The 14,509-nt window shown below is 63.5% G+C and carries 13 protein-coding genes; 7 read left to right on the forward strand and 6 right to left on the reverse strand.

Annotation, left to right across the window (positions count from 1 at the left end; genetic code table 11):
* The first annotated feature begins 13 nt into the window (after positions 1 to 13).
* Together trkA and KHO27_RS22165 are read left to right on the forward strand one after the other, a co-directional pair.
* Complete coding sequence (trkA, locus tag KHO27_RS22160) at positions 14 to 1,387, forward strand: Trk system potassium transporter TrkA (protein WP_110696905.1); 1,374 nt, start codon at positions 14 to 16, stop codon at positions 1,385 to 1,387.
* 11 nt (positions 1,388 to 1,398) lie between these two features.
* The gene (locus tag KHO27_RS22165) at positions 1,399 to 1,713 is read left to right on the forward strand and encodes a tetratricopeptide repeat protein (protein ID WP_110696903.1); all 315 of its coding nucleotides are present in this window, start codon (positions 1,399 to 1,401) and stop codon (positions 1,711 to 1,713) included.
* A 97-nt stretch (positions 1,714 to 1,810) separates the two neighbouring features.
* Here the strand turns inward: KHO27_RS22165 and KHO27_RS22170 are convergent, their stop codons facing one another.
* On the reverse strand, positions 1,811 to 2,698 hold the full coding sequence (locus tag KHO27_RS22170; protein ID WP_214500779.1) for a lysophospholipid acyltransferase: 888 nt from the start codon (positions 2,696 to 2,698) through the stop codon (positions 1,811 to 1,813).
* A 41-nt stretch (positions 2,699 to 2,739) separates the two neighbouring features.
* Positions 2,740 to 3,291 (reverse strand): DNA-3-methyladenine glycosylase I, encoded by a 552-nt coding sequence (locus tag KHO27_RS22175; RefSeq protein ID WP_038707091.1) that lies wholly within the window; start codon positions 3,289 to 3,291, stop codon positions 2,740 to 2,742.
* A gap of 83 nt (positions 3,292 to 3,374) precedes the next feature.
* On the opposite strand from KHO27_RS22175, the gene glyQ reads away from it, so the two are divergent.
* From glyQ to KHO27_RS22195, 4 genes are all read left to right on the forward strand, one after another.
* Positions 3,375 to 4,322, forward strand: coding sequence for a glycine--tRNA ligase subunit alpha (gene glyQ / locus KHO27_RS22180; protein ID WP_023629852.1), 948 nt, complete (start codon positions 3,375 to 3,377; stop codon positions 4,320 to 4,322).
* Positions 4,319 to 6,373, forward strand: a complete 2,055-nt coding sequence (glyS, locus tag KHO27_RS22185) for a glycine--tRNA ligase subunit beta (RefSeq protein WP_110696901.1) — start codon at positions 4,319 to 4,321, stop codon at positions 6,371 to 6,373. Before glyQ ends, glyS begins: the two co-directional genes overlap by 4 nt.
* 4 nt (positions 6,374 to 6,377) lie before the next feature.
* On the forward strand, positions 6,378 to 6,905 hold the full coding sequence (gene gmhB / locus KHO27_RS22190; RefSeq protein WP_110696899.1) for a D-glycero-beta-D-manno-heptose 1,7-bisphosphate 7-phosphatase: 528 nt from the start codon (positions 6,378 to 6,380) through the stop codon (positions 6,903 to 6,905).
* A 65-nt stretch (positions 6,906 to 6,970) separates the two neighbouring features.
* Positions 6,971 to 7,741 (forward strand): lysophospholipid acyltransferase family protein, encoded by a 771-nt coding sequence (locus KHO27_RS22195; RefSeq protein WP_102683373.1) that lies wholly within the window; start codon positions 6,971 to 6,973, stop codon positions 7,739 to 7,741.
* A 225-nt stretch (positions 7,742 to 7,966) separates the two neighbouring features.
* Here the strand turns inward: KHO27_RS22195 and KHO27_RS22200 are convergent, their stop codons facing one another.
* Positions 7,967 to 9,586: an MFS transporter gene (locus tag KHO27_RS22200; protein ID WP_110696897.1), complete on the reverse strand. Its 1,620-nt coding sequence runs from the start codon at positions 9,584 to 9,586 to the stop codon at positions 7,967 to 7,969.
* Between the two features lie 96 nt (positions 9,587 to 9,682).
* Positions 9,683 to 11,332 carry a GMC family oxidoreductase gene (locus tag KHO27_RS22205; protein WP_214500780.1) on the reverse strand — a complete coding sequence of 550 codons (1,650 nt, stop codon included), beginning with the start codon at positions 11,330 to 11,332 and terminating at the stop codon, positions 9,683 to 9,685.
* Between the two features lie 173 nt (positions 11,333 to 11,505).
* Here KHO27_RS22205 and KHO27_RS22210 point away from each other — a divergent pair, with 173 nt between their 5' ends.
* Complete coding sequence (locus KHO27_RS22210; RefSeq protein ID WP_102683375.1) at positions 11,506 to 12,393, forward strand: LysR family transcriptional regulator; 888 nt, start codon at positions 11,506 to 11,508, stop codon at positions 12,391 to 12,393.
* Here KHO27_RS22210 and KHO27_RS22215 read toward each other — a convergent pair.
* Together KHO27_RS22215 and KHO27_RS22220 are read right to left on the reverse strand one after the other, a co-directional pair.
* Positions 12,382 to 13,200, reverse strand: coding sequence for a sulfite exporter TauE/SafE family protein (locus tag KHO27_RS22215; protein ID WP_110696891.1), 819 nt, complete (start codon positions 13,198 to 13,200; stop codon positions 12,382 to 12,384). The genes KHO27_RS22210 and KHO27_RS22215 overlap by 12 nt on opposite strands.
* Complete coding sequence (locus KHO27_RS22220) at positions 13,197 to 14,474, reverse strand: NAD(P)/FAD-dependent oxidoreductase (protein ID WP_214500781.1); 1,278 nt, start codon at positions 14,472 to 14,474, stop codon at positions 13,197 to 13,199. Before KHO27_RS22220 ends, KHO27_RS22215 begins: the two co-directional genes overlap by 4 nt.
* Between the last annotated feature and the right edge of the window lie 35 nt (positions 14,475 to 14,509).

Genomic DNA, 14,509 nt, shown 5'->3' on the forward strand with positions numbered 1-14,509 from the left:
TAGGGAGTAGTGGATGAAGATCATCATCCTCGGCGCAGGGCAGGTGGGCGGCACGCTGGCGGAACACCTGGCCAGCGAAGCCAATGACATCACCGTGGTCGATACCGATGGCGAGCGCCTGCGCGACCTCGGCGACCGACTCGACATCCGCACCGTGCAAGGCCGCGCCTCGCTGCCGACGGTGTTGCGCCAGGCCGGCGCCGACGATGCCGACATGCTGGTGGCGGTGACCAACAGCGACGAGACCAACATGGTCGCCTGCCAGGTGGCGTACTCGTTGTTCCACACCCCGACCAAGATCGCCCGGGTGCGGGAGTCGGCCTACCTGACCCGCGAAGAACTGTTCGACAACGACCATATTCCGGTGGATGTGCTGATCAGCCCCGAGCAGGTGGTGACCAACTACATCAAGCGCCTGATCGAACACCCCGGCTCCCTGCAGGTGATCGACTTCGCCGAGGGCAAGGCCCAGCTAGTGGCAGTCCGGGCTTACTACGGCGGGCCGCTGGTGGGTCAGCAACTGCGCCAGATCCGCGCCCACATGCCCAACGTCGACACCCGCGTGGCGGCGATCTTCCGCCGCGACCGGCCGATCACCCCACAGGGCGACACGGTGATCGAAGCCGACGACGAAGTGTTCTTCATCGCCGCGAAAAAGGACATTCGCGCGGTGATGGGTGAGTTGCGGCGCATCGACGAGAGCAACAAGCGCGTGGTCATCGCCGGTGGCGGGCAGATCGGCGAACGCCTGGCCGAGGCCATCGAGAGCCGCTACCAGGTGAAGATCATCGAGATGAACCCGGCCCGCTGTCGCCAGCTCTCCGACACCCTGGAGAGCACCGTGGTGCTGCAAGGCAGCGCCTCGGACAAGGACCTGATGCTCGAAGAGAACATCGCCGACGCCGACATCTTCCTGGCCCTGACCAACGACGACGAGGCCAACATCATGGCGTCGCTGCTGGCCAAGCGCCTGGGTGCACGCAAGGTAATGACCATCATCAACAACCCGGCCTATGTCGACCTGGTGCAGGGCGGTGACATCGACATCGCCATCAGCCCGCAGCTGGCCACCATCGGTACCCTGCTGGCTCACGTGCGCCGTGGCGATATCGTCAGCGTGCATTCGCTGCGCCGCGGCGCGGCCGAGGCCATCGAAGCCGTGGCCCATGGCGATTCGAAGTCGAGCAAGGTGGTCGGCAAGGCCATTGAGGACATCAACCTGCCGCCGGGCACCACCATCGGCGCAATCATCCGCGAGGAAGAGGTGATGATCGCCCACGACGACACGGTGATCGAGTCTGGCGACCATGTGATCCTGTTCGTTGTGGATAAAAAGCATATTCGGGACGTGGAGAAGCTGTTCCACGTGGGCTTGAGTTTCTTCTAGGAGGGAAGGGCATGCGTGAATCGCTGGAGAAGATGCTGGCCAAGGGTGTGGATAACCCGCTGCTGCGCTTCGGCCTGGGCAAGGCCTGGCTGGATGAAGGCAACGGCGCCGAGGCGGCGGTGCACCTGGCCAGTTGCGTGAAGCAGGACCCCAAGTACTCGGCGGCGTGGAAGCTGCTGGGCAAGGCCTATCAGCTGCAGGGTGACCTGGCTGGGGCGCGCAAGGCCTGGGAGGAGGGGATCGAGGCGGCGCAGGCGCATGGCGACAAGCAGGCCGAGAAAGAGATGGCGGTGTTCTTGAAGAAGCTGAACAAGTCCAGCACCTGAATCAGAGAGGTCTCGTGGGAGCGGGCTTGCCCCGCGATGGCGTCAACGCTGACGACGCCATCGCGGGGCAAGCCCGCTCCCACGTGTGACGATGGCCTTAGTACCAGCGCGCCTCGCCCGCCGGGCGCTTCTTGAAGCGCTTCATGCTCCACATGTACTGGCTCGGGTACTCGCGCACATAACGCTCGACCACCTTGCTCATGGCCGCCGCCGACTCATTCACATCGGTGCTGTACATGGCCTCTGGCGCGGCCTCAAGGAACACCTTGAAGCCCGAACCATCGGGCAGGCGCAGGGCGTGCAGGAATACCCCCACCGCCTTGCCACCCGCCAGCATGTTCGGCACGAACTTGCTGGTCAGCGCCTGGGTCCCCAGGAACGGCACGAACACGCCTGCCGACTCGGCCGGCTCCGGGTCGGCGGGAATCCCCACCTGACCACCCCGACGCACTTCCTTGATCACACTGAGGATGCCTTCCTTGGTCGAAGGCGCCACGCGGTTGCCCATCTGCACCCGCTGTTCACGCAGCAGGTCGTCCACAGCCTTCAGCTTGGGCGGGCGGTAGAAGATGATCGGTTTGCACTGGTTGCAATAGAAGTGGTTGAGCACTTCCCAGTTGCCCAGGTGGCTGGTGATGCCGACCACGCCCTTGCCCGAGGCCAGGGCCTGCTCCAGCACTTCCAGGCCGTGCACTTCCTTGACCAGGTCGAGCGAGCGCTGCGGCGGCCAGATCCAGGCGCAGGCGCTTTCGACGAACGACTTGCCGATGTCCTTGAGCGCGCGACCGACCAGTAGCTCACGCTCGGCCGGGTCCATCTCTGGGAAGCATTTGGCCAGGTTGATGCGCACGACATTGCGCGAGCCGTTGGGGATTTTCCACATCAGCCAGCCGATACCGGCGCCGACGCGCTGCACGGCGCCCCAGGGCAGCTTGGCAAACAGGCGCAGCACCCCGACCATCAGGGCGCCCTTGAACTTTTCCACAGGCGAATTCCTTATTTCAGCAAGGCGCGCATTGTACCCCGTCAGCGCACCAGCGCGGCGTAGCGATCGCAGTCGGTGGTGTGGTCCATGACCATGCCGGTGGCCTGCATGAAGGCGTAGCAGATGGTCGGCCCGACGAAAGTGAAGCCAGCCTTCTGCAAGGCCTTGCTCATCGCCTTGGCCTCGTCGGTGACCGCCGGCACGTCGCCACGGCCCTGGAAATGGTTGATCTTCGGCGCGCCGCCGACGAACGACCATAGCCACTCGGCGGGGTTATCCACAGCCAGCCAGGCCTGGGCATTGCGGCGCACGGCCTTGAGCTTGAGGCGGTTGCGGATGATGCCGGCATCCAGCATAAGCTCCTCGATGCGTTCATCGCTGAGCTGCGACAGTTTCAGCGGATCGAAGCCGTCCAGCACCTCGCGATAGCGCTCGCGTTTCTTCAATACCGTGATCCACGACAACCCCGCCTGGAACCCTTCGAGCAAAAGCATCTCGAAGAGCAACGCCGGGTCGCGCTGCGGCGTTCCCCACTCGTGGTCGTGATAGGCCTGGTACAACGGATCGTCGGAACACCAAAAGCAGCGTGGCATAAGGCTCCAATAACGTAGAGGGCGAGGCGAATCGGGTATACTCCCGCTCTTTACATCCGCATCCCCAGATACAGGTGAATTTCGTGAGCCAGCCTACGCCAGCCGTGCGTACCTTCCAAGACCTGATCCTCGCCCTGCAGAACTACTGGGCAGCTCAAGGTTGTGTGGTGCTTCAGCCCTACGATATGGAAGTAGGCGCCGGCACTTTCCACACCGCTACCTTCCTGCGCGCCGTGGGCCCGGAGACCTGGAACGCCGCCTATGTGCAGCCCAGCCGTCGCCCTGCCGACGGGCGGTATGGCGAAAACCCCAACCGCCTGCAGCACTACTATCAGTTCCAGGTGGTGCTCAAGCCAAACCCGGCGAACTTCCAGGAGCTGTACCTCGGCTCGCTGAAGGCCATCGGCATCGACCCGCTGGTTCACGACATTCGCTTCGTCGAAGACAACTGGGAATCGCCAACCCTCGGCGCCTGGGGCCTGGGCTGGGAAATCTGGCTGAATGGCATGGAGGTGACTCAGTTCACCTACTTCCAGCAAGTCGGCGGTATCGAGTGCTACCCGGTCACTGGTGAAATCACCTACGGCCTGGAGCGCCTGGCCATGTACATCCAGGGCGTGGACTCGGTCTACGACCTGGTGTGGGCCGACGGCCCGTTCGGCAAGGTCACCTATGGCGACGTGTTCCACCAGAACGAAGTGGAGCAGTCGACCTACAACTTCGAGCACGCCAACGTCGAGAAGCTGTTCGAACTGTTCGACTTCTACGAAAGCGAAGCGAACCGCCTGATCAAGCTGGACCTGCCGCTGCCGACCTACGAAATGGTCCTGAAGGCCTCGCACACCTTCAACCTGCTGGACGCCCGCCGCGCCATCTCGGTGACCGAGCGCCAGCGCTACATCCTGCGCGTACGTACCCTGGCCCGGGACGTGGCGCAAAGCTATCTGCAAGCTCGCGCACGCCTGGGCTTCCCGATGGCCACCCCTGAACTGCGTGACGAAGTGTTGGCTAAGCTGGAGGCTGCACAATGAGTGCTCAAGATTTCCTGGTTGAACTGGGCACCGAAGAGCTGCCACCCAAGGCCCTCGCCACGCTGGGCGACGCTTTCCTCGCCGGCATCGAGAAAGGCCTGCAGGCCGCCGGCCTGAACTACACCGGCAAGCAGGTCTACGCCGCGCCGCGCCGCCTGGCCGTGCTGATCCGCCAGCTGGATGTGCAGCAGCCGGACCGCAGCATCAACATCGACGGCCCGCCCGTGCAGGCCGCATTCAACGCCGAAGGCCAGCCGACCCAGGCCGCCCTGGGCTTTGCCAAGAAGTGCGGCGTCGAGCTGTCGGACATCGACCAGAGCGGCCCGAAGCTGCGCTTCTCCCAGCACATTCCGGGCAAGGCCACCGTCAGCCTGCTGCCAACCATCGTCGAGGATTCGCTCAACGACCTGCCGATTCCCAAGCGCATGCACTGGGGCGCCAGCCGTGAAGAGTTCGTGCGCCCGACCCAGTGGCTGGTGATGCTGCTGGGCGATCAGGTCGTCGACTGCACCATCCTGGCCCAGAAAGCCGGCCGTGAATCCCGTGGCCACCGCTTCCACCACCCGGAAAACGTACTCATCACCACCCCGGCCAACTACGTCGAGGACCTGCGCAAGGCCCACGTGCTGGCCGACTTTGCCGAGCGTCGCGAGCTGATCAGCAAGCGCACCGCGGAGCTGGCCATGCAGCAGGAAGGCACGGCCATCGTGCCGCCAGCACTGCTGGACGAAGTGACCGCCCTGGTCGAGTGGCCGGTGCCGCTGGTGTGCTCGTTCGAGGAACGTTTCCTCGAGGTGCCGCAGGAAGCGCTGATCACCACCATGCAGGACAACCAGAAGTACTTCTGCCTGCTGGACAGCGAAGGCAAGCTGCTGCCGCGCTTCATCACCGTGGCCAACGTCGAGAGCCGTGATCCCAAGCAGATCGTGCAGGGCAACGAGAAGGTCGTGCGCCCGCGCCTGACCGACGCCGAGTTCTTCTTCAAGCAGGACAAGAAGCAGCCCCTGGAAAGCTTCAACGAGCGCCTGAAGAACGTGGTGTTCCAGGCTCAGCTGGGTACCGTGTTCGAAAAAGCCGAGCGCGTCTCCAAGCTGGCCGCCTTCATTGCCCCGTACATCGGTGGCAGCGCCGCCAACGCTGGTCGTGCCGGCCTGCTGTCGAAGTGCGACCTGGCCTCGGAAATGGTCGGCGAATTCCCTGAAATGCAGGGTATTGCCGGCTACTACTACGCTCTCAACGATGGCGAGCCGGAAGACGTCGCCCTGGCGCTGAACGAGCAGTACATGCCGCGCGGCGCTGGCGCAGAGCTGCCGCAAACCCTCACCGGTGCCGCCGTGGCCATCGCCGACAAGCTCGACACCCTGGTCGGCATCTTCGGTATCGGCATGCTGCCCACCGGCAGCAAGGACCCATACGCCCTGCGCCGTGCCGCCCTCGGCGTGCTGCGTATCCTGATCGAGAAGCAGCTCGACCTGGACCTGAATGTCGCGGTCGAGTTCGCGGTCAAGCAGTTCGGTGCCAAGGTCAAGGCCGCCGGCCTGTCCGAGCAGGTACTGGAGTTCATCTTCGACCGTCTGCGCGCACGCTACGAGGACGAAGGCATCGACGTCTCCACCTACCTGTCGGTGCGTGCCCTGAAGCCGGGCTCGGCGCTGGACTTCGACCAGCGCGTGCAGGCCGTGCAGGCCTTCCGCAAACTGCCGGAAGCCGAAGCCCTGGCGGCAGCGAACAAGCGCGTGTCGAACCTGCTGGGTAAAGCCGAAGGTGCCATCGCCGACCAGGTCGAGCCGAAGTACTTCGACAACGCCAACGAGTTCTCCCTGTACTCGGCCATCCAGCAGGCCGACCAGGCCGTGCAACCGATGGCAGCCGCGCGCCAGTACAGCGAAGCCCTGGCCCGCCTGGCCGCCCTGCGTGACCCGGTCGACGCCTTCTTCGAGGCGGTGATGGTCAACGCCGAGGACGCCAAGGTACGCGCCAACCGTTATGCCCTGCTCAGCCGCCTGCGCGGCCTGTTCCTGGGCGTGGCCGATATCTCGCTGCTGGGGTAAGTCGTTGAAACTGCTGATTCTTGATCGAGACGGAGTGATCAACCACGACTCCGACGCCTATATCAAGTCGCTGGAGGAGTGGGTCCCCATTCCCGGCTCGATCGAGGCTATCGCGCAGTTGAGCAAGGCGGGCTGGACGGTGGCCGTGGCCACCAACCAGTCCGGCATTGCCCGCGGCTACTATTCGCCGGAAACCCTCGAGGCCATGCATGCGCGCCTGCGCGCCCTGGTGGCCGAGCAGGGCGGCGAGGTCGGCCTGATCGTGCATTGCCCGCATGGCCCGGACGCAGGCTGCGATTGCCGCAAGCCCAAGCCCGGCATGCTGCTGGCGATTGCCGAGCACTACCAGGTGCCACTGGCTGGCGTATGGTTCGTCGGTGACAGCAAAGGTGACCTGGACGCGGCCCTGGCCGTCGATGCACAACCCGTGCTGGTTAAAACCGGCAAGGGCGAGAGGAGCCTGGAAAAAGGCGTCCCGCAAACTACACTGATTTTCGACGATCTGGCAGCCATCGCCAGAGAACTTATTTAAATGAGTGCGCCAGGAACGGCGCACTTTTCATTAGGCGGGCACGCCCCGCAACGGTACATGCCACTATGTCGATCCTGCAGGCGATCAGAATCTTTCTTTTTTACCTGCTGTTGGGCACCAGTTCGCTGCTGTGGTGCTCGCTGAGCTTCTTCGTCGCGCCCTTCCTGCCGTTCCCCAAGCGCTACAAGTTCATCAACGTGTACTGGTGTCGCTGTGCGTTGTTTTTGGTGCGCACGGTCCTGGGCATCGACTACAAGATCACCGGTGCCGAGAACGTGCCGAAAGTACCCTGCGTGATCCTGTCGAACCACCAGAGCACCTGGGAAACCTTCCTGCTCTCCGCGTATTTCTCGCCGCTTAGCCAGGTGCTCAAGCGCGAACTGCTGTACGTGCCGTTCTTCGGTTGGGCCATGGCCATGCTGCGGCCGATCGCCATTGATCGCAAGAATCCCAAGGAAGCGCTGCGCCAGGTCGCCAGCCAGGGCGACGAGCTGCTCAAGCAGGGCACCTGGGTACTGATCTTCCCCGAAGGCACCCGCGTGCCCCATGGCCAGATCGGCAAGTTTTCCCGCGGCGGTACCGCCCTGGCGGTCAACGCCGGACTGCCGGTACTGCCGATTGCCCACAACGCCGGCAAGTTCTGGCCGCGTGAAGGCTGGGGCAAGCGCCCAGGAACTATCGAGGTGGTGATCGGTGAACCGATGTATGCAGTGGGCACTGGCCCACGTGCCATCGCTGAGCTGAACGACCGCGCCCAGGCCTGGAACGAAGCGACCCAGCGTGCCATGGGTTCGCTGCCGCCGCTGGCGGAAAACCCGGAGCAGCAGCCAGCCTGACGATCTGTGGATAACTTGTTAGCAAGTTTTGCATGGATGATCGTCAAGATATGCTAAGTGATTGAATTAGCTGTTTATTTCCATGTATGACGTTTTTGCGAAAATCGTGCATAAGTTTTTTCGCGCTATAAAAAAACCGGCTTTTACGCCGGTTTTTTTGTGCCCGTGAAGCCGCAGGTTGGGGCCGCTTGGCGGCGAAAGGGCTGCAAAGCAGCCCCGGCCACCTCAGACCTTATCGATATCCACGTCCTTGGTCTCTTTCAGGCAGAAGATCCCCACCAACAGGCTCACCCCAGTAATCAGCACCGGGTACCAAAGCCCATAGAAGATATCCCCGGTATACACCACCAACGCGAACGATACCGTTGGCAGGAACCCACCGAACCAGCCGTTGCCGATGTGGTAGGGCAGGGACATCGAGGTATAGCGGATTCGCGTCGGGAACAGTTCGACCATTACCGCCGCCAGTGGCCCGTAGGTCATGGTGGCGATCAGGATCATGGCAACGATCAACACCACCACCATCACCTGATTCACATGCGCCGGGTCCGCCTTGGCCGGATAGCCAGCCGCTTCGATGGCGCTGCGCATGGCCGCCTCGTCGAAGCCGTTGATGGTTTTGTCGCCGATACTCACCTGCACTTCGCTGCCGGCAGCCTCAACCGAGCTGTAGGGCAGGCCCTGTTTGACCAGGAAGGTCTTTACCTTGTCGCAGGGGCTGTCGAAACGGGCCTTGCCCACCGGGTCGAACTGGAAGGTGCAGCCTTGCGGGTTGGCGCTGACGACGATGGGCGCTTCCCGGCTGGCGGCGTCGATCTGCGGATTGGCGTAATGGCTCAGCGCCTTGAACATCGGGAAGTAGCACACGGTGGCCAGCAACAGCCCGACCATGAGTATTGGCTTGCGCCCGATACGGTCCGACAGCCAGCCGAAGAACACGAAGAACGGCGCGCCGATCACCACGCTGATGATCAACAGGGTATTGGCCTGTGCCGGGTCCATCTTGAGCATCTGGGTCATGAAGAACAGCACGTAGAACTGTGCGGTGTAGAAGGTCACCGCTTGCCCAGCGTTGATGCTGAACAGCGCGGTCAGGACCACCTTGAGGTTCGGCCAGGAGGTGAACGATTCGCGGATCGGCGACTTGCTGATCTTGCCCTGGGCTTTCATTTTCACGAATGCTGGCGACTCGTGCATGCTCATGCGGATCCAGGTGGAGATCGCCAGCAACACGATAGACAGCAGGAACGGCAGGCGCCAGCCCCAGGTCTCGAACTGATCACCACTGATGTAGCGGCTGGCCAGGACCACGATCAACGACAACAGCAGACCGAGTGTGGCGGTGGACTGGATGAAGCCGGTGTGGAAACCGCGCTTGCCGGGCGGCGCGTGTTCGGCCACGTAAGTGGCCGCGCCGCCGTACTCGCCGCCCAGCGCCAGGCCCTGGAGCATGCGCAGTATGACGAGGATGATGGGCGCGGCGATACCAATGCTGGCATAGGTGGGCAGCAGACCGACGGCGAAGGTCGAGAGGCCCATCAGTACGATGGTCACCAGGAAGGTGTACTTGCGCCCGATCATGTCCCCCAGACGGCCGAACACCAAGGCGCCGAACGGGCGCACCAGGAAACCGGCGGCGAAGGCCATCAAGGCAAAGATGAACGCGGTAGTGTCGTTGACCCCTGCAAAGAACTGCTTGCTGATCACCGCCGCCAAGGCGCCATAGAGAAAGAAGTCATACCACTCGAACACTGTCCCGAGGGATGACGCGAAAATGATCTTGCGTTCCTCACGGCGGCTCGGGCTGCTCGCCACCGCGCCCTGTTCCTGGATGTAATCCGACATCGTTGCTGTCCTCGGCCCTTGGGGCCACAGTGATTATTCTTGTTGTTCCACTGCCGGCAGCCGCTGACCGCGCTGCCGCTGTTGCACACACCCGGTTCAGGGCGTCGGTATCGCGTTGCTGTCGCTGAGGTTGGTCTGAGTGTTGGCCCCCTTGAGGATCAGTTGCGCCGCCTTTTCGGCAATCATCAACGTGGGTGAACAGGTATTGCCGGAGACTATCTGCGGCATGATCGAGGCATCCGCCACACGCAGGCCCGGAATGCCGTGCACGCGCAGCTGGTTATCCACAACATCGAGCGCTCCACTGCCCATGCGGCAGGTACCTACCGGGTGGAAGATGGTGGTGCCGATCTGGCCGGCGGCCTGGTGCAGGTCTTCTTCGCTCTGCAGGGCATGGCCTGGCAGGTACTCGCGGGGTTCGAAGGCGGCCAGGGCAGGGGCCTGGACGATGCGCCGGGTAAGGCGGATGGCGTCGGCAGCCACACGCAGGTCCTCGGAGGCGCTGAGGTAGTTGGGGTCGATCAGCGGCGCGACGCTCATGTCCGCCGAGCGGATATCGATCCGCCCCCGGCTGGCCGGGCGCAGGTTGCATACCGACGCGGTGAAGGCCGGGAACCGGTGCAGCGGCTCGCCGAAGCGCTCCAGCGACAAGGGCTGGACGTGATACTGAAGATTGGCGGTCTCTTGCTCTGGGCTCGAACGGGCGAAGGCGCCCAACTGACTCGGCGCCATGGCCAGTGGTCCACTGCGGTCGTATGCATAGCGCAGGCCCATGCCCAGCTTGCCCCACAGGCTGTTGGCCATCTGGTTGAGGGTGCGCGTGTTCTGGATCTGGTAGATCAACCGCAGCTGCAGATGGTCCTGCAGGTTGCCACCGACGCCAGGCATGTCGTGGCGCACCGCGATGCCCAATCCTTCGAGCAATTTGCGTGGGCCGATCCCCGAGCGCTGCAGGATACCGGGTGAACCGACCGAACCTGCGCAGAGAATAATCTCGCGGCGTGCCGCGAACTCATGCCATGCACCTTGCCACAGTGCCCTTACAGCCCGGGCGCGTGTGTTGCCGAGCACAACCTGGTCGACCTGCACGCCGGTCAGCACAGTCAGGTTTGCTCGCTTGAGGATGGGCCTGAGAAACGCCTTGGCCGAGTTCCAGCGCACACCATTGCGCTGGTTGACCTGAAAGTATCCACAGCCGGCGTTGTCGCCCGTATTGAAGTCGTCGATCCTGGCGATGCCGCTTTGTTCGGCCGCGTCGCGAAAGGCATCGAGGATCGGCCAGCTGTAGCGCTGCTGCTCGACCCGCCATTCACCGTCGGCGCCATGGCTGTCGCTAGCACCGGCATGGTGGCTCTCGCTGGCCTTGAACAGAGGCAGCACATCCTTCCATGCCCAGCCCTCGTTGCCTTGCTCGGCCCAAAGGTCGTAGTCGGCAGCCTGGCCGCGCATGTAGATCATGCCGTTGATGGACGAACAGCCACCCAGCACCTTGCCCCGCGGATAGCCCAGGGAACGCCCGTTCAGCCCAGGCTGGGCCTCGGTCTTCATGCACCAGTCGGTGCGTGGATTGCCGATGCAGTAAAGGTAACCGACGGGGATATGAATCCAGGGATAGTTGTCACGCCCGCCCGCCTCGAGCAGCAACACCCGGCAGGATGGATCGGCGGACAAGCGATTGGCCAGCAGGCAACCGGCGGGACCGGCACCCACGACCACATAGTCGTAGACAGGATCGGCTGATGGCATGTGCAACCTCGCGCCTGATTATTATTCTTGTCCCGATCCATCTTATTGATTAATTTCGCGGAGGAAACACGAGATTTCGCGCAGCCGTTGTGCGTTTTAGCACAGCGACTATCCGATTGTGGGGGCGGGCTTGCCCCGCATGGCTTCAACAGCCAGCACATCCAAGGACGCCCATGTTCGACTGGAACGATCTGCGGTTTTTCCTCGAGTTGCAGCGTAGCGGCCGCCTGCTCAGCGCCGCCAAGCGCCTCAACACTACCCACAGCACCGTCGCCCGGCATATCGAGAGCATCGAGAAGCACCTGGGCACCGCGCTATTCGTGCAGCACGCCCAGGGCTATGAACTCACCCCCTCCGGCCAGGCCCTGCTCAAGCACGCCGAAGCCATGGAGAACGTTGCCCTGCTTGCGCAGGAAGAAATCACCCAGGCCATCACGCCGCTGGGCAAGATCCGCCTTGGCGTGACCGAAGGCATCGGTATCATGTTCTTCACTCCGCGCATGAAGGCACTGTTCCAGCGTTACCCAGGGCTGGAGGTGGAACTGGTGGCGGTGCCGCGGTTCGTCAGTATCCTCAACCGCGAAGCCGAGATCAGCATTCACCTGGAACGGCCCAACGCCGACCTGCTGATCACCCGCAAGCTCACCGACTACCGTCTGGCCCTGTACGCCAGCCAGGACTACCTGAATCAGGCGCCGTCGCTCAACACCCGCGAAGATCTGGCCCGGCACAACTGGATCGGCTACGTCGACGACCTGCTGTTCAGTCAGGAACTGCTGTTCCTCAACAGCTTCTGCCGCGCGCCCAACGTGGTGTTCAGAAGCACCAGCGTGATCGCCCAGCAGCACGCCGCCCAGGCCGGGCTGGGTATCGCCGTGCTGCCCAACTACATGGCCCGACACGATCCGAAGCTGGTACGCGTACTGCCCAGCGAGACAATCCAGCGCAGCTACTGGATCTGTACCCGCCGCGAGCTGCACAAGTCGGTGCGCCTGCGGGTGGTGTGGGATTACCTGCTGGCGCTGTGCGCCGCCCAGCAGGAAGAATTGCTAGCCGAGTAGTGCCTTGCCGGCGAGCAGCACGGCGGCGCCGCAGCCCACCATGGCGAACAGCTGCTGCAGGCGCGGACCGGCCAGCTTGCTCGCCAATGGCCGCGCCAGCAGCAAACCCAGCACCGCCCCTGCGGCGAACGGTGCGCCGACCCACCAATGCATCACGCCCGCCACGCTGGCGCTGACCACACTGCCGGTGGAAACCAGGGCGATCACCGCCAGCGAAGTGGCGACGATGCTTTTCATGTTCAGGTTGGTGTAGCGGTTCAAGGCCGGAATGATCACGAAGCCGCCACCGACGCCCAGCAGGCCAGACAGCAACCCCGACAACATTCCGGTAAACGCCAGCGCGCGGGCGCAGGGGAGAGTCCAGCGCAAGCGCCCCTGCAACGGGTTGAGCACGCAAGGCATGATCTCCCGTTCGCCGCAAGGTGACTCGCCGCGCAGCTCCCGTGCTGCCTTGCGCCAGACTCGCAAACAGGCGTACACCAACACCCCGGCGAAAACCAAGGCCAAAGGTAGGTTGGGCACACGGTGAGCGAGCATCAGGCCCAACGGCGCGCAGGCAATCCCGATCAGCGCGATGAACAGGGCCGCCCGGTAGCGCACCAGCCCCTGGCGCAGGCCGAGCACTGCACCGACTGCCGCCGCCAACCCCACGGCCAGCAGACCGATCGGGGCCGCCTCGACCATGCTCAGCCCCAGGCCAAACACCAGCAGCGGTACCGCGAGGATACCGCCACCGGCGCCGGTCAACGCCAACACCGCGCCAATGATCGCGCCAAGCCCGGCGCCCAGCAGTTGTTGCTCGATCACTGTTGCGCCTCGACCACCAAGGGTTGCGGCCGGGCCAGCCACTCGCGGCCCTTGAGCATGGCTTTCCAGTACAGCGGCGGCAGGATCTGCGCCTTGAGCAGCCAAGCCAGGCGGGTTGGCCTGCGGCCATCGAGCAGCCAACGCGGGAAGCTCGGTGCCAGCTTGCCGCCGTAGGTGAACTCGGCCAGGACGATCTTGCCACGCTCCACTGTCAGCGGGCAGGAGCCATAGCCATCGTATTGCGCGAGGGTCGCGAGCCGGCCAAGCGCCACCAGCACATTGTTGGCCACCACCGGTGCCTGCTTGCGGGCGGCAGCGGCGGTCTTGGCATTGGTGGTGTTGGCCACGTCGCCCAGAGCATGGATATTGCCAAACTGGCGATGGCGCAAGGTATGCGGATCGACATCCACCCAACCCGCCGCATCAGCCAGTGGGCTCTGGCGGATGAAATCAGGCGCCACCTGAGGTGGAACCACATGCAGCATGTCGAAGGCTTCGACGCGGGTCTCGGTACTGCCGTCGGGGAGGGTGCGCACGAACGTGGCGCGCTTGTTCGCGCCATCCACCGCCGTCAGGCGATGCTGATAGTTCAGGTCGACGCCGTACTTGTCGATGTAGCTCATCAGCGCCGGCACATAGTCCGGCACACCGAACAGCACCGCGCCGGCATTGAAGAAGCTGGCCCTCACGTTGCCCAGGTGGCCGCTGCGCAGCCAGTGGTCACACGACAGGTACAGCGCCTTCTGCGGCGCCCCGGCGCACTTGATCGGCATCGGCGGCTGGGTGAAGAGGGCGCGCCCCTGCTTGAGGTCCTGCACCAGTTGCCAGGTATAGGGTGCCAGGTCATAGCGGTAGTTGGAGGTGACACCGTTGCGCCCAAGGGTCTCACTCAAGCCTTCGATGGCATTCCAATCGAGCTTCAAACCCGGGCAGACCACCAGCTGTTCATAACTGACAGCGCGACCACCCTCGAGCAGCACCAGTTGGCCCTGGGGGTCGAAGCCGTCCACCCGCGCCTTGATCCAGCGCACATCGCGGGGCAGGGTGGCGGCCATGGTGTGGGCGGTACTCGACGCCTTGAACACACCAGCACCGACCATGGTCCAGCCTGGCTGGTAGTAGTGCACATCGGCGGGGTCGATCAGGGCAATATCCAGCGAAGGATCACGGGCGATCAGGCTGGAGGCGGTGGCGATACCGGCGGCACCGGCGCCGACGATCACCACCTTGTGGTGGTCGGCACGGGAGGAATCGGCAGGGGGCAGGGCAGGCATGGCGGTGTTCCTTGGAAATCTCGTTATGGGTACGG

The organism is Pseudomonas sp. RC3H12, assembly GCF_018596375.1.
Lineage (GTDB): Bacteria > Pseudomonadota > Gammaproteobacteria > Pseudomonadales > Pseudomonadaceae > Aquipseudomonas.

What these genes read in the sequence shown, in the direction of transcription:
- trkA (WP_110696905.1), top strand. Translation starts at nt 14, where the DNA reads ATGAAGATCATCATCCTCGGCGCAGGGCAGGTGGGCGGCACGCTGGCG.
- KHO27_RS22165 (WP_110696903.1), top strand. Translation starts at nt 1,399, where the DNA reads ATGCGTGAATCGCTGGAGAAGATGCTGGCCAAGGGTGTGGATAACCCG.
- KHO27_RS22175 (WP_038707091.1), bottom strand. Translation starts at nt 3,291, where the DNA reads ATGCCACGCTGCTTTTGGTGTTCCGACGATCCGTTGTACCAGGCCTAT.
- glyS (WP_110696901.1), top strand. Translation starts at nt 4,319, where the DNA reads ATGAGTGCTCAAGATTTCCTGGTTGAACTGGGCACCGAAGAGCTGCCA.
- KHO27_RS22195 (WP_102683373.1), top strand. Translation starts at nt 6,971, where the DNA reads ATGTCGATCCTGCAGGCGATCAGAATCTTTCTTTTTTACCTGCTGTTG.
- KHO27_RS22200 (WP_110696897.1), bottom strand. Translation starts at nt 9,586, where the DNA reads ATGTCGGATTACATCCAGGAACAGGGCGCGGTGGCGAGCAGCCCGAGC.
- KHO27_RS22205 (WP_214500780.1), bottom strand. Translation starts at nt 11,332, where the DNA reads ATGCCATCAGCCGATCCTGTCTACGACTATGTGGTCGTGGGTGCCGGT.
- KHO27_RS22210 (WP_102683375.1), top strand. Translation starts at nt 11,506, where the DNA reads ATGTTCGACTGGAACGATCTGCGGTTTTTCCTCGAGTTGCAGCGTAGC.
- KHO27_RS22220 (WP_214500781.1), bottom strand. Translation starts at nt 14,474, where the DNA reads ATGCCTGCCCTGCCCCCTGCCGATTCCTCCCGTGCCGACCACCACAAG.